The following is a 19,275-nucleotide window of genomic DNA, read 5'->3' as shown; positions in this document are numbered from 1 at the left end:
GTTCGCCGTCGCGCTCGCCGCCGCCCTGGTCGCGGCCACCGTCGTGGCCGCGCCACCCGCCTCCGCCGCCACCGCCGCCTTCGTCCGCACCTCCAGCTGGAGCAGCGGGTACGAGGCCAAGTTCACCGTCACCAACAACAGCTCGGCGAGCATCTCCTCGTGGAACGTCCAGTTCGACCTGCCCGCCGGCAGCACCGTCGGCTCGTTCTGGGACGCCCTGCTGACGACCTCCGGCCAGCACGTCACCGCGGTCAACCAGTCCTGGAACGGCGCCCTCGCCCCGGGCGCCAGCACCACCTTCGGCTTCATCGTCAGCGGCACCGGCGACCCCACCAACTGCACGGTCAACGGCGGCTCCTGCACCGGCGGGGGAGGCGGCGACCCGTCCGCGCCGCCCACCCCGGGCGGGCTGCGGATCACCGGCAGCACCGACTCCGCGGTCTCGCTGGCCTGGAACGCGGTCTCCGGCACGGTCACCGGCTACCGGGTGTACGAGGGCAGCACCGTGCGGGCCACCGTCACCGGCACCTCCGCCACGGTCTCCGGCCTGGCCGCCTGCACGACGCACAGCTACACGGTGGCCGCGTACAACGCCAGCGGCGAGTCGCCGAAGTCGGCGGCGGTGTCGGCCAGCACCACCGGCTGCACCGGCGGCAGCGGCCCGATGGCCGCTGCGCCCTACCTCTACCCGGGCTGGGGCGACCCGCCCGCGCCGTCGACCGTGATGGGCGCGACCGGGATCAAGTGGTTCACCATCGCGTTCGTGCTCTCCGGCGGCGGCTGCACGCCGGCCTGGGACGGCTCCGGCCCGCTCACCGGGGGCGCGCACGCCAGCACCATCGCCGCGATCCGGGCGGCCGGCGGTGACGTGATCCCGTCCTTCGGCGGGTGGAGCGGCAACAAGCTTGGCCCGAACTGCTCCTCGGCGAGCGCCCTCGCCGGCGCGTACCAGCAGGTGATCAACGCGTACGGGCTGAAGGCCATCGACATCGACATCGAGAACAGCGACGAGTTCGAGAACGAGGTGGTGCAGGACCGGATCCTCGGCGCGCTGAAGATCGTCAAGCAGAACAACCCGGGGATCAAGACGATTGTCACCTTCGGCACGTCGACCACCGGCCCGTCCTGGTGGGGCACCCGGCTGATCAACCAGGCCGCCGCGCTCGGTGCCAACATCGACACCTTCACCATCATGCCGTTCGACTTCGGCGGCGGAGCGAACATGTACCAGAACACGGTGAACGCCGCCGAGGGGCTGAAGAACGCGCTGAAGACGGCGTTCGGCTGGTCGGACGCCACCGCGTACACGCACATGGGCATCTCCGGCATGAACGGCCTCTCCGACCAGCAGGAGCTGACCTCCCCAGCCACCTGGACCCAGATCCGCGACTGGGCCAAGGCCCGGGGACTGTCCCGGTTCACCTTCTGGTCGGTCAACCGGGACCGGCCCTGCGCGGGCGGGGGCGTGGTCTCCAACTGCTCGGGCATCGCCCAGAACACCTGGGAGTTCACCTCGATCACCGCACGGTACTGATCGAAGCGCGGTCCCCGCGCGTACCGGACGCGTCGTCGCGGTCAGCGGCCGGCAGTCACCGACTGCCGGTCGCGCCGCGCGCGCCGCTTCCGGATCTTCCTCACCGACCAGCTCACGATCATCACGCCGAAGATGGCGAAGATCGCGTAGTTGAACCAGTCGCTGTACCGGTCCACCTGCTGCCACCGCGAGCCGAGGGCGAAGCCGAGCCCGACGATCAGCGCGTTCCACACCCCGCTGCCGATCGTGGTCAGCAGGACGAACTCGCCCAGCGGCATCCGGTTCGCCCCGGCCGGGATGGAGACCAGGCTGCGGACCACCGGGACCAGCCGCCCGATCAGCACCGCCCACCGGCCATGCCGCTCGAACCAGCGGTCGGCCTTCTCCAGGTCGTCGCGGTCGACCAGCGGGATGTGGTCCAGCCAGCGCTTCAGCCGCTCCTCGCCGAGCGCGGCGCCGAGCCAGTAGAGCACCAGCGCGCCGAGTAGCGAGCCGGCCGTGGCGGCGAGCACGATCAGCACGACGTTGAACCGGCCCTCGGCGGAGAGGTAGCCGGCCATCGCCAGCACGATCTCGCTCGGGATCGGCGGGATGATGCTCTCCAGCGCCACCAGGAAGGCCACGCCGAGCGCGCCGAGCGAGTCGATGACGGTGGCCACCCAACCGGTCAGCCCGCTGAACTGGTTCGGGTCGACGTGCTGGGCGAGAGCCATGGGCGTCCTTCCGGCCGGGGATCGGACAGTGGTACCCCGACCGTCGCCGGTCACACCTGCCGGTGACCCGCCCCACTGATCACCCGATCAGTCCGCCGGGTGCAGCGCGGCGTCGGCCGGCCCCCGCCGCCAGCCGGTGAACCGCACGATCAGCCCGCCCCGGGTCGGCGAGCAGCAGAACGGCCCCGCCGACGCCTCGGCCCCGGGTTCCAGCGGGGCGAGCCGCACCAGCCGCCACGGCTCGCCGGCGGCCCGGGCCCGGACGGTCAGCGCGTCGCCGGACCGGCTGACCCGCACGGTCACCTCCCGCCCGGACCACTCCGGCACCGGGGCGACCGACCAGTCCGACACCTCCCGGGTGACCACCGCGCCGAGCTGCGGCCGGCCGTCGCTGACCTCCACCCCGGCCTTGGTCCAGCACCGCTCGTCCACCCGGACCAGCACGCCCGCCTGGTCGAACTGCTCGGCGTAGTCGAGCTGGAAGCTCACCTCCACCGCGCTGCCGACCGGGAACGGGGCGAGCAGCGCCGAGCCGTCGTCGTGCACGAAGCCGTAGCTGGTGTGCCGCCAGAAGTCGCTGCCCTCGGCCGGCTCGACCAGCAGCCCACCGGCGGACTCCGGCGCCCGGACCGGCGGGTTCAGCCAGGTGCCGGCGGACCACTCGACCCTGCTCGTCTCGGCGTTCATGCCGGCACCGTACCCGCGGGTTTGCCGTTCCGGGCGACGGGAGAAGTAAACCGGGCATGGGTGACAGGTGGTACCAGGAGGCGGTCGTCTACTGCCTCGACATCGACACGTTCGCGGACTCCGACGGCGACGGGGTGGGTGACATCCGCGGCCTCCTCGGCCGGCTCGACTACCTCGCCCGGCTCGGCGTGACCTGCCTGTGGCTGCATCCGATCCACCCGTCGCCGAACAAGGACGACGGGTACGACGTCACCGACTTCTACAACGTGAACCCGCGCCTGGGCACCCTCGGCGACTTCGCGGAGCTGCTGCACCAGGCGCGGAACCGGGGCATCCGGGTGATCATGGACCTGGTGGTCAACCACACCTCGGACGAGCACCCGTGGTTCCAGTCCGCCCGGTCCTCGCCGGACTCGCCGTACCGGGACTGGTACGTCTGGTCGGACGAGGAGCCGCCGGACCGCCACCAGGGCATGGTCTTCCCGGGCGAGCAGAACGAGACGTGGAGCTACGACCGGACCGCCAAGGCGTGGTACTACCACCGGTTCTACAAGTTCCAGCCCGACCTCAACATGGCGAACCCGAAGGTCCGCGAAGAGGTCAAGAAGATCATGTCGTTCTGGCTCCAGCTCGGCGTCTCCGGCTTCCGGATGGACGCGGTGCCGTTCATCATCGAGCTGACCGAGGCCGGCAACCCGGACTCCCCGAAGGACATGGAGTTCCTCACCGAGCTGCGCCAGCACGTGCAGTGGCGCCGCGGCGACGCCATCCTGCTGGCCGAGGCCAACGTCGAGCCCGACCAGCTCCCGGTCTACTTCGGCGACAGCGGCGGTTCGGCCAACCGGCTGCACATGCTCTTCGACTTCATGCTCAACGGGCGGCTGATGCTGGCCCTGGCGCGGCAGGATCCGGAGCCGGTGATCGAGGCGCTGCGGGACACCCCGAAGCTGCCCGTGGGCGGGCAGTGGGCCACCTTCCTGCGCAACCACGACGAGATCGACCTGTCCCGGCTGACCGCCGAGCAGCGCAACCAGGTGTACGAGCAGTTCGGCCCCGACGAGGACATGAAGCTCTACGGCCGGGGCATCCGCCGTCGGCTCGCCTCCATGCTCGGCAACGACCGGCGGCGCCTCGAGCTGGCGTACGCCCTCCAGTTCTCGCTGCGCGGCACGCCGGTGCTGCGCTACGGCGAGGAGATCGGCATGGGCGAGGACCTCTCGCTGCCCGGGCGGGAGGCGATCCGTACCCCGATGCAGTGGTCGTACAAGGAGAACGCCGGCTTCTCCACTGCGGACCCGGAGAAGCTGGTCCGCCCCGTGATCGACAAGGGCGAGTTCAGCTACGAGAAGGTCAACGTGACCGCCCAGCGGCGGGACCCCCGCTCGCTGCTGGCGTGGTTCGAGCGGATGATCCGTACCCTGCGGGAGGCCCCGGAGGTCGGCTCCGGCTCCACGACCCACATCGACGTGCCGATGCCGCCCGGGGTGCTCGCGCACCGTGCCGACGGCCCGACCGGGACGATGGTCTTCCTGCACAACCTGGGGACCGAGGACGCCGAGGTGGACCTGAGCAGCCTCCAGCCCGAGGCGGACCTGCCGATCGACGTGCTCGCCGACCGAGGCTACGGCGACGTGGGCAAGCTGGAGCGGCTGAAGCTGTCCGGCTACGGGTACCGCTGGATCCGGCTCTGCCGGGGCCGGCCCATCTGACCACGGGCCGGTGTCGCCGCCGACGCGGGCGGTCCCCGGTCCCGCGTGACGTCCGACCGGCTTCAGCCGGCTGGACGTCACGCGATCACGGCGCGGAGCCGATCAGCGCACGCCGAAGGCGCGGATCACGGTCTGGTCGACCGAGTTGCCCGAGCCGTCCCTGGCGCTGGCCCGCAGCGACACGTACCCGGCGCTCTTCGGCGCCCGCAGGTTCGCCGCCCAGGATCCGTCCTTCGTACGGTCCAGCGGTTGCCGCTGCCAGTGCGCGCCGTCGTCGTACGAGATCTCCAGCGTGACCGGCCCGATGCCGCCGCGGCCGGTGGCCCCGGGGAGATGCGCGGCGGACACGGTCAGACCGGTCTCGCCCTTCGCGGTACCGGCGGCGTCGGTGTCGACCGCGTAGTCGAGCTGGAGCAGCGGCAGCACGCTCGACTCCACCCCCGCGGCCGGCGCCGTCGACCGGAACCGCCACTCCGTCGCGGTGCGGGTCGAGTACGGGCCGGCGCTCGGGTCCTGGGTGGTCCGGGTGACCAGCCGGTAGGGCAGGTCACCCGCGCCCGGCGCGGTGCCGCTGACCCACGTGCTGGTGCTCTGGCCGAGCAGCGTGCCGCCCTGGTACAGCTGGTTGGTCTGCTCGGCCGCGTTCATCGCCATGCCGACGTGGTCGGCCCCGCCCCAACCGGGTACGTCCAGGTTGAGGGTGGTGCCGGACCGGGTGGGCAGCTTGAAGTTGTTGTTCAGGTGCGGCCGTTCGATCGGCTCGAAGAACTGCTCCTCGCCGCTGCTGCCGGCCCGGTAGCCGGTCCGGGTGTCGATCTGGTACGTGCCGGAGTCGAGGTACGCCTCCTGGCCCCACTGGTACAGGTCGCCGGTGGACACCCAGTCGGTGCGGACCGGGGCGAGCGGCCGGTTGCTGGTGAGGCCGATGCCCCAGTCCGAGTACGACGGCCAGTCGAACCGGAACTCGCCACCCCGGGTCTGCGTCGCCGGGAAGGTGAAGCCGACGTCGATCCGGGCCAGGGTCCTGCTGGTCTCGGTCCGGGTCAGCCCGGCCGGGATCCGGTTGTGGTACGCCTGGACCAGGTCGTACAGGTAGTCGGCGACCGGCTGCGAGGCCACCTCGATCTTCGTCGACCCGTCCTGGATCTGCTGGATCAGCGCCTCGCCCTCGTCCCTGCTGAGCAGCGCCACCTCGATCGGGGTGGGGGTGAAGAAGTCGGACCGGTAGTCGCGCATCTCGCGCCACGGGTAGTCGTTCACCACCAGCATCAGCTTCGCGCCGGCGGCGTTCGCCGCGGCGGCCTGTGTGGAGTCGCCGACCTCCCCGTTGTGCCGGACCACGACCACCTTGCCCCGGGCGTCCAGGTCGGCGTAGTCGCTCGCCGCGCCGTCGCCGGCGAACACGGCGGGCAGAGTCCAACTGCCCTTCGGCAGCTGCGTGGTGCCCTGCTGGCGGACCACGTCGTCGAAGTCGACCTTCGTGGTGCCGACGCTCAGCACCGGCTGTTCCCGACGCCAGCGGGCGCCGACGTAGAAGTCGCCGTGCGTGACGTCGTGGCTGGTCGGCTGCGCCCAGAAGCTGTCGTAGAACACGCCGCCCTCGATGAACGAGCGCCAGCGGCCCTCCCCCTGGGACCGGAAGTAGTCCAGCCGGGCGTACGTGTCGGAGGTCGGCTGCGGCACCAGCGACCGGACCCGGCGCGCCGCCGTGCCGTCCAGCCGGACCGTGGTGTCCGCCCGCAGGTCGATGTCCGGGTCGCCGAGCAGGGCCAGGCCGAGCGAGTTCGGCCCGTGGCCGCCGGTGACGTTCAGGAAGCTCATCGCCGAGTAGACGCCCTGGGGCAGGTACAGCTGCGCCGTCCCGTCCTCGTCGGTGTTGACGAAGTCCGGCCCGTAGCTGCCCGGCTGGCCCAGCTCGATGACGCCGGCGGTCGGCTTGCCGGCCCGGTCGGTCAGCTCCAGCCTGAGCCGGTGGTACGGGGTGAACGTGCCGACGCCGATCGCGGTGCGGGTCAGCACCGCCGGGTCCGGCCCGGTGGCGACGAGCTGCCCGGTGTACCGGCTGCCGGCGCTGGCCCGGGTGATGTCCGTGGTCAGGGTGACCGTGGCGGTGCCGTGCGCGGGCACGGTCACCTGCCCCGCGGACAGGCCGAACAGTCCGGCCGGCGCGGTCGCGGCGTCCACCGCCAGGTCCAGCGTGATCGGCTGGCCGGTGGTGTTGGTGTACGTCACCGGCTGGGTGGTGCCGCCCGCCGTCGCGGTGTCGTACCGCACGCTGGTGTAGACCGTGCCGGTGGCGACGACCGGGGCGCGTACCGCCGCGGCGACGTCGACCCGGCCCGTACCGGCCTGGTACGCGTCGTACCGCGGGGTGGCTCTGGTCGTGCTGACCAGGGCGTTCTTCAGCTGCTGGCCGGTCCAGTCCGGGTGCTTCGCGGCGAGCAGGGCGGCGGCGCCGGCCACGTGCGGCGCGGCCATCGAGGTGCCGTCCATGGTCTGGTAGGCGCCCTCACCCGGCGCGTACTGCGATCGGGCCGCGAGCACCCCGACGCCGGGCGCGGTCAGCTCCGGCTTGATGGCCTCGTCGCTGATCCGTGGCCCCTGGCTGGAGAAGTAGGCGAGCTGGTCGTCGACGTCGACCGCGCCGACGGTCAGCGCGGCGTCCGCCGCGCCCGGGGCGGTCACGCTGCCCTGCGCGCCGAGGTTGCCGGCGGAGACGACGAACAGGGCACCGGTCTCCGCGCTGAGCGAGTTGACCGCCTGGCTGATCGGGTCGGTTCCGTCGCTGGGCTGGTTCGAGCCGAGGCTCATGTTGATGACCGTGGCGTCAGCCTCCCGGGCCGCCCACTCCATGCCGGCGAGGATCCAGGAGTCCAGCCCGTAGCCGGCGTCGCTGAGCACCTTGCCGACGGCGAGCCGGGCGTCCGGGGCGACGCCCCTCTCCCGCCCGCCGGAGGCGGCGCCGGTGCCGGCGATGGTGGAGGCGACGTGGGTGCCGTGCCCGATCCGGTCGGCGAGCTCCTCGCCGGGCACGAACACGGCCGACTCGGCGATCCGGCCGGCCAGGTCCGGGTGGGCGGCGTCGATGCCGGTGTCCAGCACGGCCACGCGTACGCCCGCGCCGGTGTCGCCGCCGGCCCACACCTCGGGGGCACCGATCTGCGCGGTGGTGTCGGCGAGGTCGGCGTGCACCCGCCCGTCCAGCCAGATCTTGGCGATCCCGCCGCCGAAGCGTCCGGTGCCGCCGGTGGCGGCGGCCCCGGCGGTCGACCTCGTGGGGGTGCCGGCGGTGATCGCGGCCCAGAACTCGTCGGCCTGGTCCCGGTCCTCGCTCAGCGCGGCGCCGGAGATGCTGCTCAGGGTGCGGGTGCGGGTCGCTCCGGCGGGTGCGGTGCCGGCGCGCAGCCCGGACCCCGCCTCGGCGTACGACACGATCAGCGGCAGGTGGTCCACGTGCGCGTCGTCGTACCCGTCGGCGATCAGCCGGGTGACGTTGAACAGCCGCTTGTCCAGGGTGCCGGCGGCCAGGTAGGGGAGCACCGACTGCGGGTACACGTACAGGTCGCTGCCGGATTCCACCACCCGCACCGGGGCCGGGGCGCCGTCGGGACGCCGGGCGTCGAGGGTGCCGCCGTTCGCGCTCCGCCGGGTGGTGACCACATCACCGGTGATCAGGGTGACCGACCGGGTACCGGGCGGGGTGGGCAGGTCGGTCGCTGGTGCGGAGGTCGGGCCGGGAGCGGCCGCCGAGCCGGGGGCGGCGGCCAGGGCTGGTGAGCCTCCGGTCGCCGCCAGGACCGCGGAGACCACGGCGGCGGGCCAGGCTCCCCGGGGACGCGAGAACTTCACGTGACGTTGTTCCTTGTCTCGTCATCTGCTCGGGCCGCTGGCGGTGCCGACAGCGACGTCTCCGGATGCCTGTCCATCGTTGGGGAACAGGGCAGCGGGCATCTGTCGGAGGATCAGGCGAGACGGTACGCCGCCAAGATCGTTCCGTACAGGAGTACTTCTTACGCCCGCCGGTGGGCGGGGTTAAGCTCCTTCGATCGAGCCACAAGTTACCGGGAGGTAATCATGTCGGAGGAGCCCCGCGTCGCCATCGTCACCGGAGCCGCGCGCGGCATCGGCGCGGCCACCGCCCGCCGGCTGGCCGCCGACGGCATGGCCGTCGCCGTCGTCGACATCGAGGAGTCGGCCACCAAGGAGACAGTGGACGCGATCGTCGCCGCGGGCGGCCGGGCGCTCGGCGTGGGCGCCGACGTGTCGGACCGGGCCCAGGTGGAGGCGGCCGTCGAGCGGGTCGCCGCCGAGCTCGGCCCGCCGACCGTGCTGGTCAACAACGCCGGTGTGCTCCGCGACAACCTGCTGTTCAAGATGACCGACACGGACTGGGACACGGTCATGGGCGTGCACCTGCGCGGCGCGTTCCTGTTCAGCCAGGCCGCCCAGAAGCACATGGTGGAACGGAAGTGGGGCCGGATCGTCAACCTCTCCAGCACCTCGGCGCTGGGCAACCGGGGCCAGGCGAACTACTCGGCCGCCAAGGCCGGGCTGCAGGGCTTCACCAAGACCCTCGCCATCGAGCTGGGCCCGTTCGGGGTGACCGTCAACGCGGTCGCGCCGGGCTTCATCGTCACCGACATGACCGCCGCCACCGCCGCCCGGATGAAGGTGGACTTCGAGGCGTTGCAGCAGCACGCGGCGGCCGAGATCCCGGTCCGCCGGCCCGGCCGGCCGGAGGACGTCGCGCACACCATCTCGTTCCTGGCCAGCGAGGGCGCGTCCTTCGTCTCCGGCCAGGTCATCTACGTGGCCGGCGGCCCCAAGGACTGACCGGCCGCACCGCGTCCCGCCCGACGCCGGGCGGGACGCGTCAGCCGGTGGTGCCGCGGGTGCGCCAGAGCCAGAAGAGGCCGAGGACCGGCAGGACCAGCGGGATGTAGCCGTAGCCGCTGCCGAACCCGGACCAGACCGTCTCGTCGGGGAAGAGCGCCCGGTCGGCCAGGCTGAGGATGCCCACCACGACGACCCCGACCAGCTCCACCGAACAGCAGGCCAGCGCGACCCGGCGGCCGGCGTGCCCGGCCCGGGCCAGCCCGACCGCGGCCACGATGTAGATCACCGCGGCCAGGGCGGAGAGCAGGTACGCCACCGGCGCCTCGTCGAACTTGGTGGCGATCTGCAGCCCGGCGCGGGAGGTCGCGGCGATGGCGAAGAGGATGTAGACCGCGATCAGCAGCCGGCCCGGCCCCTTGTTGGTGGCGCGTTGCGGCGCCGGTGGCCGGCCACCGCCGTCCGGGCGTACCCCGACCTCAGCCACCGAGCACCTCCCAGGTCTGTCCGAGCCGGACCACCACGACCGGCGTCACCAGGCAGATCGCGCAGACGATCGCCGAGCCCCAGCGGGTCGGCTCCATCCGGGCCAGCACCCAGGCCAGCGGCGGCAGGCAGACCAGCGTCACCAGGTAGCCGAAGAACGCGCCGGGCTCGCCCGGCCGTTCCCCGCCGCCGAGCGCGACCAGCGCCACCACGGTCAGCGCCAGCAGCGCGACCTCCAGCACGGCCAGGCCCACGAACTGCACGCGGTCCGGCGGCCGGTGGCGCACCGCGGCCAGCAGCGCCCAGAGCGCGAGTACGAGCGACAGCACGATCGTCACCGTCGCGAGGAGCCCGTCCACCGGCGAACCGGCCGTGGCCGCGCTGGTCATCGATGGCATCCCGTCGGAGTCCCATTCACCGGCACAGCCTACTAACCCCCGTAGTACTGCCCACCGGCCGGCTCTCCGTCGGGTCGCCCTGCGTGCGGCACGGCGGACCGACTAGCGTGGATCACGGCCACGGGTCGCCGTGGTGGACGACGAAAGCGGGAGTACCTCGTGCTGCGGTTCGGCTTGTTCGGCACCGGTCACTGGGCGGCGGAGACGCACGCCGCGGCCATCGACGCGCACCCCCGCGCCGAGCTGGTCGGGGTCTGGGGCCGGGACCGGGAGAAGGCCGGCGCGCTGGCCGGACGACACGGCGTGCCGATCTTCGACGACGTCGACGCGCTGATCGACGCGTGCGACGCGATCGCCGTGGCGCTGCCGCCGGACGTGCAAGCCGACATCGCCGTCCGGGCCGCCTCCGCCGGCCGGCACCTGCTGCTGGACAAGCCGCTGGCGCTCAGCCTCGCCGACGCCGACCGGGTGGTCGCCGCGGCCGAGGCGTCCGGGGTGGCCTCGGTGGTCTTCTTCACCCAGCGGTACCACCCGAACGTCACCGGCTTCCTCGCCTCCACCGCCGCGGCCGGCGGCTGGCAGCACGCCCGGGCCACCATGTTCGCCTCGATCTACCAGCCGGGGAACCCGTACGGAAACTCGCAGTGGCGGCGGGACCGGGGTGCGCTGTGGGACATCGGCCCGCACGCGCTCTCCCTCATCCTGCCGGTGCTCGGCCGGGTCAGCCGGGTGGCCGCGATGGACGGCCCGAGCGGTCTGGTGCACCTGCTGCTCACCCACGACGGCGGGGCGACGAGCACGCTGTCGCTCACCCTGGACGCCCCGCCGGAGGCGGTGACCCGCGACTTCGTCTTCTTCGGCGAGAACGGCACGGAGACCGTGCCGCCCGGCGACGGGAGTGTGCTGGCCGCGTTCGGCACGGCGATCGACCAGCTGCTGGAGGAGATCGACGGGGGCACCCGGGACCACCGCTGCGACGTCCGCTTCGGCCGCGAGGTGGTCGCGGTGCTGGACGCCGCCGAGACGGCCCGCAGCGAGGGGCGCACCGTCGAACTCTGACCCCGCTACGCCGCTCGGCCGCCTCCGGCGCCGGCCGTTGTCCTCTGCTCACCCAGTTGGAGTAGTGGCTCACCCTCTTCCGCCTGCTGCGCTGAAAGGGCTTCTATCCGGCCGGGCGGCCCGTTCCCCACCGTTTGCACCGACGGGTCCAGCGGCGATACGACTGGTCGGCCCTTCCCGGCGGGTCAGCGTCACGGTGGGCTGACCCGCCCGTCTCAGGCGAGAGTGCCCAGCGCCTCGCCCAGCTCGGCGGGGGAGTCGAACTGCTCCGCGGGCAGCGCCTTCAGCATCTGCAACACCTCGGTGCTGGCCCCGTTCTCCTGGCCCCAGCGGATCAGGTCCTCGCGGGAGACCGGGTAGTCGAGCCCGGCCAGGTACTCCTGCAACTGCACCCCGGTCACGGTCATGCCGACCGGCTACCCGCTCCGCCCGCCGCCATGCGCCGGCGCCGCACCCGCCGCGCTGCGGCGCGGGACCGGTTTGCCCGCGCGGGTCCCGGGTAGCCGCGGGCATGCTGGTACAGCGGCTCGGCGCGCCGAGCGACTTCGACCCGTTGCTGGAGCGTGTCCGGGACGCCCGGATCGTGATGATCGGCGAGGCGACGCACGGCAGTTACGACTACTACCGGCTGCGGGAACAGTTGACCCGGCGGCTCATCGCCGAGCAGGGCTTCGACTTCGTCGCGGTGGAGGGGGACTGGCCGGACTGCGACCGGGTGCACCGCTCGGTGGTCGGCGCCCCGGGCGGGTCGGCCGACCCGCAGACCGCCCTGGAGCACTTCGAACGCTGGCCCACCTGGATGTGGGCCAACGCGGAGGTGGCCCGCTTCGGTCGCTGGCTGCGGGCCTGGAACCTGGAGCGCCCGGAGGGCGAGCGGGCCGGCTTCCACGGGCTGGACGTGTACAGCCTCTGGGAGTCGATGCAGGCGATCTTCGACTATCTGGGCGAGGAGGATCCGGCCTCGCTGGAGGCGGCGCAGGAGGCGTACCGCTGCTTCGAGCCGTACGGCAAGCGGGTCGAGGAGTACGGCATGGCCAGCCGGTTCGTCTCCGCGCGCTGCGAGGAGGAGGTGGTGCGGCTGCTGGCGCGTACCCGCGAACAGGCCGCCGCGGACGGCCCGGACCGCTTCTCGGCCTGGCAGAACGCGGAGGTGGTGGCGGGCGCGGAGCGCTACTACCGGGCGATGATCGGCGGCGGCCCGGAGTCGTGGAACGTCCGGGACATCCACATGGCCGACACCCTGGACCGGCTGCTCGACTTCTACGGTCCGGACGCCCGGGGGATCGTCTGGGCGCACAACACCCATGTCGGCGACGCCCGGGCCACCGACATGGCCGCCGACGGAATGATCAACATTGGTCAGCTCGGCCGGGAACGGCACGGCCGGGACGCGGTGGCGCTGGTCGGGTTCGGCAGCTACCGGGGGAACGTGGTCGCGGCGCCGCGCTGGGGCTCGCCGGCCGAGGTGATGGTGGTGCCGCCGGCCCGGGAGGGCTCGGTCGAGCGGCGGCTGCACGAGCTGATGCCGGAGCGGGCGGTGCTCGTCTTCGGCGGCCCGGACCAGCCCGAGTGGGTCACCGGCCAGGCCGACCACCGGGCGATCGGCGTGGTCTACGACCCGAGCTTCGAGTCCTGGGGCAACTACGTGCCGACCCGGCTGGGCGACCGCTACGACGCCTTCATCTGGTGCGACGAGGCGACCGCCCTGCACCCGCTGCCCGCGCTGACCACCCCCGGCGAGATGGAGACCTACCCGGCCGGGGTCTGACCGGCCGGGCAGGTCGGTCACACCCTGGCGGTTTCGGCGTCGGCGAGGTGGGCGCGGAGACCCTCGCCCTCGACGTCGACGTTGGGGACGATCCGGTCGAGCCAGCGGGGGAGCCACCAGGCCTTCCCGTCGAGCAGGGACATCACCGCCGGGACGATGGTCATCCGGACCACGAAGGCGTCGACGGCGACGCCGATCGCGAGCGCGAAGCCCATCGACTTGATCACCGGGTCGTCGAGGAAGATGAAGCCGCTGAAGACCGAGATCATGATCAGCGCGGCGGCGGTGACCACCCGGGCGCCGTGGCCCATCCCGTTGATGGTGGCCTGCTGGGCGGTGTCGCCGTGCACGAAGTCCTCCCGCATCCGGGAGACCAGGAAGACCTCGTAATCCATGGCCAGGCCGAACAGGATGCCGATGAGCAGGATCGGCAGGAAGCTGATCAGCGGGCCCGGGGTGTCCAGGCCGACCAGGCCCGCCAGGTGCCCCTGCTGGAACACCGCGACGGTGATGCCGAACGTCGCCGCCACGGTGAGCAGGAAGCCCAGCGCCGCCTTGACCGGGACGAGGATCGAGCGGAACACCAGCATCAGCAGCAGGATCGAGAGCCCGACCACCAGCAGCAGGTAGATCGGGAGCGCGTCGGAGAGCTTCTCGGACACGTCGATGCCGATCGCGGTGACACCGGTGAGCAGCACGTCGGCCGTGTCGATGCCGGAGACCTGGTGGCGGATGTCGTGCACCAGCGTCTCGGTGGCCGCGTCGGTCGGGCCGGTCTTCGGGATCACCCCGAGCAACGCGGTCCGGCCGGTGGGGTCGAGCTGCGGCGGGGCCACCGCCAGCACCCCGTCCGTCTTCTGGATCAGCGCGGTCACCTGCGGGACGGCGGCCTGGGTCGCCTGCGGCGAGTCGGCGGTGACCACCACCGCGAGCCGGCCGGTGAAGCCGGGGCCGAAGCCCTCCCGGATCAGGTCGTTGCTGACCCGGGCGGCGGTACCCTCCGGCGCGTTGCCGGCGTCCGGCAGCGCGAGCCGCATGTCCTGGGCGGGCAGCGCGAGCAGCCCGAGGCCGACCAGGCCGACCAGGATGACCGGGATCCGCAGCCGGGTCACCCGGCGCGCCCAGCGGAAGCCGAAGCCGGAGCGGTCCTCCGAACCGGTGGCGGCGGACTCGACCGCCGCGCGTCCACGGAGCTTGCGGGGGAGCACCCGGCGGCCGGCGAAGCCGAGCAGGGCCGGCGCCAGGGTGATCGCGACGAGCACGGCGACGCTCACCGTGCCGGCGGCGGCCAGACCCATCACGGTCAGGAACGGGATGTCCACCACGGCCAGGCCGGCGAGCGCGATGACCACGGTGGCGCCGGCGAACACCACGGCGGAGCCGGCGGTGCCCACGGCCCGGCCGACCGCCTCCTCCGGGGACAGCCCGTCGAGCAGGTTCTGCCGGTGCCGGGAGGTGATGAAGAGCGAGTAGTCGATGCCGACCGCGAGGCCGAGCATCAGGGCCAGGATCGGCGCGGTGCTGGTCAGCTCGACAGCGCCGCTGAGCGCGAACAGGCCGGCCATGCCGACGCCCACGCCGATCAGCGCGTTCAGCATGGTCATCCCGGCCGCGACCAGCGAGCCGAAGGTGACCACCAGGACGATCGCGGCGACCAGCACGCCGAGCGCCTCGGTGGAGCCGACCTCCGGCTCCGCGTTCAGTACCTCGCCGCCGGGGGCGATCTGCCACCCCTGCGCCTCGGCCTGCGCGCCGACCTTCTCGTACGCGGCCCGCTGCTCGTCGGTCACCTCGTCCGCCCGGCCGGAGAACTGCACCTGGATCAGCGCGTACCGGCCGTCCGGGGAGAGCGCCTTGACCTGGTACGGGTCGACCGCGCCGACCACCCCGGGCAGGGTGGCCGCCTCCTGGGTGACCTGCTTGACCACCCCCTGCCCCTCGGGGCTCATCAGCTGGCCGGGCTGCGGCGCCTTGACCGCGATGGTGCCGGTGGCTCCGCTGGCCGCCGGGAACCGGTCGGCGAGCAGGTCGATCGCGCGCTGCGATTCGGTGCCGGGCATGGTGAAGTTGCTCGCCGTCGGGCCCTTGAGGGTCGCCGCGGCGACGCCGAGCCCGACGAGTACGACGAGCCAGGCGACGGCGACGAGTCGCCGCCGCCGCAACGAGGCCCGGCCGAGCCGGTACAGCAGGGTCGCCATGAACGTTCCTTGTCCTCGGTCGTGTGCGTACTGGAATCAGGTGGTGGGCTCGAGCGCGCGCAGCGCCACGGCCAGCAGCGCGGGCCGTAGCTCCTCATCCGGGATGTCGAGGAACTCGCCGCAGGTCTCGGCGATCCCGGCGAGGACCACCAGCGCGGCGATGCGCGCCGCCGGCCGGTCGGAGTGGCCGGCGAACGCGTCAATCAGCCGCTCGGAGACCTGCTGGACGTGCGCGAAGGCGGGCTGCTGGAGCAGGTCGGGGAACTCGCCGCGGAGCAGTGCGATCTCCCGCCGGAAGCGCACCGCCAGGTCGACGAAGCCCTCGGCGGCGACCCGCTGGGCGGCGGCGCCGGTGTGCCCGGCGAGCCGCGCGTCGAGCGCCTCCAGCACCGCGATGGCCGGGGCCATCAGCTCGCGGAGCAGGGCCTCCTTGTTGGCGAAGTGGTAGAGCACCGCGGCCTTGGAGCAACCGACCTCGCGGGCGATGTCCTGCAACGAGGTGCCCTTGTAGCCGGTGACGGCGAACCGCCGCGCCGCCGCGGCGAGGAGCTCGGCATGGGTCTCCGGTGTCGGTCGTGCCATGTGAACCAGCATGCCTGACCGATCGGTCAGTACCTGACCGATCGGTCAGACGGATTGCGTGGCATTCGCCACAGAGCTCACTCGTCCGGGCTCCCGGTCCAGTCGGCCGGCCACTCGCCGACCAGGTCAGCGGTGCCGCCGGTGAGGGAGTGACTCAGCCGGTCGGCGTGCCGTGTTCCCGGTCGTACGCGGCCCGGGCCTCGGTGATCGCCGCCCGGTGCCGTTCCGCCCAGGCGGTCAGCGCGACCAGCGACTCGTAGAGCTCCAGCGCCATCGGGGTGGCGGTGTACTCCACCTTCGGCGGCACCGTCGGGTACACCTCCCGGTGCAGCAGGCCGTCGCGCTCCAGGTTGCGCAGGGTCAGCGTGAGCATCCGCCGGCTGATCCCCTCGACCTGCCGTTCCAGCTCGGTGAAGCGGACCGGCCCCTGGCTGGCGGCGACCAGGATGCCGATGCTCCACTTCCCGCCCACCCGGTCCAGGGCCTCGCGGACGGTACAGGCCCGGGCCTGTCCGGCCGTGATGGACACACACCTGTTCCCCTGGGACACCGAAGTGCCTCCTTCCGCTCCGGCTCATGGTCACAGACGATGGCCTCGGTAACAAACCGTGCACCGAGGAGGCACTTCGATGACGGGGACCCATCGCTGGTCGGCGCTGCTGGTGCTCTGCGCCGGCAGCCTGATGATCATCCTGGACGGCAGCGTCGTCGCGGTCGCGCTGCCCGCGATCCAGCGCGACCTCGGCTTCGCCACCTCGGGCCTGGCCTGGGTGGTGAACGCCTACCTCGTCGCCTTCGGCGGCCTGCTGCTGTTCGGCGGGCGACTCGGCGACCTGGCCGGCCGGCGCCGGGTCTTCCTCGCCGGGGTCGCGATCTTCACCCTCGCCTCCCTGGCCTGCGCGCTGGCGGCCGGACCGGCGTCGCTCGTCGTCGCCCGTTTCCTCCAGGGCACCGGCGGGGCACTGGCCACCGCGGTCGGGCTCGGCATGGTCGTCGCGCTCTTCCCTGTCCCGGCCGAACGGGCCCGGGCCATCGCGGTGTTCAGCTTCACCGGCGCGGCCGGCGCCTCGCTCGGCCTGCTGGCCGGCGGGTTCCTCACCGAACTGGCCGGCTGGCGGTCGATCTTCCTGATCAACCTGCCGATCGGGCTGCTGATCGTCGCCGGGGCGCTGCTGCGGGTGCCCGCCGACCGGGGCGTCGGGCTCGCGGCGGGACTGGACCTGACCGGCACCGTGCTGGTCACCGCCGGCCTGATGGCCACGGTGGTCACCGTCGTCGGCACCGGCGAGCACGGCTGGACCTCGCCCCGGACCCTCGGCGCCGCCGGACTGGCCGCCGCCCTGCTCGCGGCCTTCGCGGTCCGGCAGACGGTCGCCGCCGTACCGCTGCTGCCGCCCCGGATCCTGCGGACGCCCGACCTGGTCGCCGCCAACCTGGTGCAGTTCCTGACCGTCGCCGCGTTCTTCGGCTTCCAGTTCCTGCTCGCCCTCGACCTGCAACTGGTGCTCGGGCTCGACCCGGCCGCCACCGGGCTGGCCTTCCTGCCCACCCCGGTGCTGATCGCGGTGGTCTCGCTCGGCCTGGCCGGCCGGTTGATCGCCCGCTTCGGCGCCCGGGCGGTGCTGCTCACCGGACTGGGGCTCGCCGCCGTCGGCTTCCTGCTGCTGGCCCGGCTGCCCGCCGACGGGCACTATCCGACCGAGGTGCTGCCCGCGACGCTGGTCTTCGGGGTGGCCGGCGGCCTGACCCTGCCGGCGGTCACCATGCTCGCCATGGCCGGCGCGGATCCGGCCGACGCCGGGCTCGCCTCGGGGCTGGCCAACACCACCCAGCAGGTCGGCGGCGCGCTCGGGCTGGCCGCGCTGGCCACGCTCGCCGCCCACCGGGCCGCCGGGCTGCGCGGCGCAGGCTGGTCCGAGGTGGCGGCCCTGGCCGGCGGGTACCGCGCCGCGTTCGGCGTGGCCGCCGCCCTGGTCACGGTCGCGCTGCTGGTCGCGGCGACCACCCTGCGCCGGGCGTCCGCGCCGGTGCCCGTCCCGGCCCGCTGACCTCCGGCCCACCGACCGCCACGTTGGACATCCCGGGTCCGGTGAGCGGCCGGGAGCGCCGCCGGGCTCGGGGCCGGCGGCGCTCCCGGCCGGCGCGGGATCCGGACCCGCCCGCGGCCCGTGCGGTCAGGCCGGCGCCGCGGCGGTACCCAGCACCTCGGCCAGCGTCGCCAGCGCCGCCGGGTAGGCGTACGAGGGCGGGGTGGCGTACCCGACGACCAGCCCCGGGGGCTGGCCGCCGGGGTGGTGGCGGTGCCCGTCCAGCCCGTCCAGGGCCAGCCCCCGCGCCGCCGCCCGGGCCAGCACCTCCGCCTCGGACGGCCCGTCCGGCGGCAGCGGGACCACGGCGTGCAGTCCGGCGGAGATCCCGCCCGCCAGCCGTCCGCCCAGCCGGTCCAGCAGCAGGTCCCGGCGCTGCCGGTAGTGCCGGCGGACGGTACGCACCTGCCGGTCGTACCCGTGGCTGTCGATCAGGTCGGCGAGGGCGAGCTGCCCGACCACCTCGGTCTGCACGTCCAGGTGGCGCTTCGCCTCCACCACCGCCTCCACCAGCCGGGCGGGCAGCACCAGCCAGGCCAGCCGCAGCGCCGGCCCCAGGGTCTTCGCCGCGGTGCCCACGTAGGCGACCTGCTCCGGCGCGGTGCCCTGGACCGCGCCCACCGGCTGCCGGTCGTAGCGGAACTCGCCGTCGTAGTCGTCCTCGACCACCAGGGCACCGGCGTCCCGGGCCCAGCCGGTCAGCGCGTGCCGGCGGGCCGGGTGCAGCGTCACCCCGCTCGGGTACTGGTGGGCCGGCGTCACCACCGCCGCCGCCACATCGGCCAGCTCGCCCGCGCCGAGCAGCTCGGCGCGGGCGCCCCGGTCGTCCACCGGCAGCGGCACCACCCGGCCGCCCTGGCGGCGCACCACCTCCCGGTGGAACGGCAGCCCCGGGTCCTCCATCGCCAGCACCGCCCGGCCGGCGTCGCGGAGCACGGTGGTGAGCAGGACGAGGGCCTGGACGTACCCGGCGGTGACCACGATCCGCTCCGGGTCAGCCAGCACCCCGCGGGCCCGGCCCAGGTAGCCGGCGAGCGCCGCGCGCAGCTCGGGCCGGCCGCGCGGGTCGCCGTAGCCGTACGCGGCCGCCGGGGCGGTGGCCAGCGCCCGGCGGGTGGACCGCAGCCAGGCGGCGACCGGGAAGGTGCCCACGTCCGGGCTGCCCGGCCGCAGGTCGTACCGGGGTGGGGCGGTGGCCGGCGCCGGGGCGGGACCCGGTGG

General features: G+C 73.4%; 15 protein-coding genes and 1 pseudogene. 6 read left to right on the top strand and 10 right to left on the bottom strand.

Annotated features, from left to right (window positions below; genetic code table 11):
• The coding region (locus DKT69_RS05490; protein ID WP_201749505.1) for a cellulose binding domain-containing protein at positions 1–1,534 on the top strand (1,534 nt) is incomplete at its 5' end.
• 41 nt (positions 1,535–1,575) lie between these two features.
• Here DKT69_RS05490 and DKT69_RS05485 read toward each other — a convergent pair.
• Complete coding sequence (locus DKT69_RS05485; protein WP_109800494.1) at positions 1,576–2,247, bottom strand: DedA family protein; 672 nt, start codon at positions 2,245–2,247, stop codon at positions 1,576–1,578.
• Between the two features lie 87 nt (positions 2,248–2,334).
• The gene (locus DKT69_RS05480) at positions 2,335–2,934 is read right to left on the bottom strand and encodes a DUF1349 domain-containing protein (protein WP_109800493.1); all 600 of its coding nucleotides are present in this window, start codon (positions 2,932–2,934) and stop codon (positions 2,335–2,337) included.
• Positions 2,935–2,990: 56 nt separating this feature from the next.
• On the opposite strand from DKT69_RS05480, the gene DKT69_RS05475 reads away from it, so the two are divergent.
• Positions 2,991–4,643, top strand: coding sequence for an alpha-amylase family protein (locus tag DKT69_RS05475; protein WP_109800492.1), 1,653 nt, complete (start codon positions 2,991–2,993; stop codon positions 4,641–4,643).
• A gap of 102 nt (positions 4,644–4,745) precedes the next feature.
• Here DKT69_RS05475 and DKT69_RS05470 read toward each other — a convergent pair whose 3' ends face one another.
• Complete coding sequence (locus DKT69_RS05470) at positions 4,746–8,492, bottom strand: S8 family serine peptidase (RefSeq protein ID WP_201749504.1); 3,747 nt, start codon at positions 8,490–8,492, stop codon at positions 4,746–4,748.
• A gap of 225 nt (positions 8,493–8,717) precedes the next feature.
• Here DKT69_RS05470 and fabG point away from each other — a divergent pair, with 225 nt between their 5' ends.
• On the top strand, positions 8,718–9,476 hold the full coding sequence (fabG, locus tag DKT69_RS05465) for a 3-oxoacyl-ACP reductase FabG (RefSeq protein ID WP_109800491.1): 759 nt from the start codon (positions 8,718–8,720) through the stop codon (positions 9,474–9,476).
• On the opposite strand, the pseudogene DKT69_RS05460 reads toward fabG, so the two are convergent.
• Positions 9,449–9,963 (bottom strand): annotated as a pseudogene (locus DKT69_RS05460) (hypothetical protein). The gene fabG and the pseudogene DKT69_RS05460 sit on opposite strands and share 28 nt — an antisense overlap.
• Positions 9,956–10,351, bottom strand: a complete 396-nt coding sequence (locus DKT69_RS05455) for a hypothetical protein (RefSeq protein ID WP_375373500.1) — start codon at positions 10,349–10,351, stop codon at positions 9,956–9,958. Before DKT69_RS05455 ends, DKT69_RS05460 begins: the two are co-directional and overlap by 8 nt.
• Before the next feature lie 168 nt (positions 10,352–10,519).
• On the opposite strand from DKT69_RS05455, the gene DKT69_RS05450 reads away from it, so the two are divergent.
• Positions 10,520–11,419, top strand: a complete 900-nt coding sequence (locus DKT69_RS05450; protein ID WP_201749503.1) for a Gfo/Idh/MocA family protein — start codon at positions 10,520–10,522, stop codon at positions 11,417–11,419.
• A 215-nt stretch (positions 11,420–11,634) separates the two neighbouring features.
• Here DKT69_RS05450 and DKT69_RS05445 read toward each other — a convergent pair whose 3' ends face one another.
• Entirely contained in the window at positions 11,635–11,826 is a 192-nt protein-coding gene (locus DKT69_RS05445; protein WP_109800488.1) for a DUF2795 domain-containing protein, read from the bottom strand.
• A gap of 104 nt (positions 11,827–11,930) precedes the next feature.
• On the opposite strand from DKT69_RS05445, the gene DKT69_RS05440 reads away from it, so the two are divergent.
• Positions 11,931–13,187, top strand: a complete 1,257-nt coding sequence (locus DKT69_RS05440; protein ID WP_109800487.1) for an erythromycin esterase family protein — start codon at positions 11,931–11,933, stop codon at positions 13,185–13,187.
• A gap of 17 nt (positions 13,188–13,204) precedes the next feature.
• On the opposite strand, the gene DKT69_RS05435 is transcribed toward DKT69_RS05440, so the two are convergent.
• The 3 genes from DKT69_RS05435 to DKT69_RS05425 all read right to left on the bottom strand — a co-directional run bounded on the left by DKT69_RS05435 (position 13,205) and on the right by DKT69_RS05425 (position 16,496).
• Complete coding sequence (locus DKT69_RS05435) at positions 13,205–15,385, bottom strand: MMPL family transporter (RefSeq protein WP_109800486.1); 2,181 nt, start codon at positions 15,383–15,385, stop codon at positions 13,205–13,207.
• Between the two features lie 36 nt (positions 15,386–15,421).
• Positions 15,422–15,967 carry a TetR/AcrR family transcriptional regulator gene (locus tag DKT69_RS05430; protein WP_109800495.1) on the bottom strand — a complete coding sequence of 182 codons (546 nt, stop codon included), beginning with the start codon at positions 15,965–15,967 and terminating at the stop codon, positions 15,422–15,424.
• Positions 15,968–16,121: 154 nt separating this feature from the next.
• Positions 16,122–16,496, bottom strand: coding sequence for a winged helix-turn-helix transcriptional regulator (locus DKT69_RS05425; protein ID WP_201749502.1), 375 nt, complete (start codon positions 16,494–16,496; stop codon positions 16,122–16,124).
• A gap of 100 nt (positions 16,497–16,596) precedes the next feature.
• Between DKT69_RS05425 and DKT69_RS05420 the strand changes: the two genes are divergently transcribed.
• Positions 16,597–18,015 (top strand): MFS transporter, encoded by a 1,419-nt coding sequence (locus DKT69_RS05420; RefSeq protein ID WP_109800484.1) that lies wholly within the window; start codon positions 16,597–16,599, stop codon positions 18,013–18,015.
• Between the two features lie 126 nt (positions 18,016–18,141).
• On the opposite strand, the gene DKT69_RS05415 is transcribed toward DKT69_RS05420, so the two are convergent.
• Positions 18,142–19,275 (bottom strand): aminotransferase-like domain-containing protein (locus DKT69_RS05415; protein ID WP_109800483.1); only part of this gene is annotated, 1,134 nt, incomplete at its 5' end.

Origin of the sequence: Micromonospora sicca (genome assembly GCF_003172935.1) — a bacterium.
Lineage (GTDB): Bacteria > Actinomycetota > Actinomycetes > Mycobacteriales > Micromonosporaceae > Micromonospora > Micromonospora sicca.
This window is presented reverse-complemented; position numbering and strand designations above follow the sequence as displayed.

Bases quoted from the DNA above. Each gene is read 5' to 3' on its own strand.
- DKT69_RS05420 (WP_109800484.1), top strand. From the start codon at position 16,597: ATGACGGGGACCCATCGCTGGTCGGCGCTGCTGGTGCTCTGCGCCGGC.
- DKT69_RS05445 (WP_109800488.1), bottom strand. From the start codon at position 11,826: ATGACCGTGACCGGGGTGCAGTTGCAGGAGTACCTGGCCGGGCTCGAC.
- DKT69_RS05485 (WP_109800494.1), bottom strand. From the start codon at position 2,247: ATGGCTCTCGCCCAGCACGTCGACCCGAACCAGTTCAGCGGGCTGACC.
- fabG (WP_109800491.1), top strand. From the start codon at position 8,718: ATGTCGGAGGAGCCCCGCGTCGCCATCGTCACCGGAGCCGCGCGCGGC.
- DKT69_RS05455 (WP_375373500.1), bottom strand. From the start codon at position 10,351: ATGACCAGCGCGGCCACGGCCGGTTCGCCGGTGGACGGGCTCCTCGCG.
- DKT69_RS05475 (WP_109800492.1), top strand. From the start codon at position 2,991: ATGGGTGACAGGTGGTACCAGGAGGCGGTCGTCTACTGCCTCGACATC.
- DKT69_RS05435 (WP_109800486.1), bottom strand. From the start codon at position 15,385: ATGGCGACCCTGCTGTACCGGCTCGGCCGGGCCTCGTTGCGGCGGCGG.
- DKT69_RS05440 (WP_109800487.1), top strand. From the start codon at position 11,931: ATGCTGGTACAGCGGCTCGGCGCGCCGAGCGACTTCGACCCGTTGCTG.
- DKT69_RS05430 (WP_109800495.1), bottom strand. From the start codon at position 15,967: ATGGCACGACCGACACCGGAGACCCATGCCGAGCTCCTCGCCGCGGCG.
- DKT69_RS05480 (WP_109800493.1), bottom strand. From the start codon at position 2,934: ATGAACGCCGAGACGAGCAGGGTCGAGTGGTCCGCCGGCACCTGGCTG.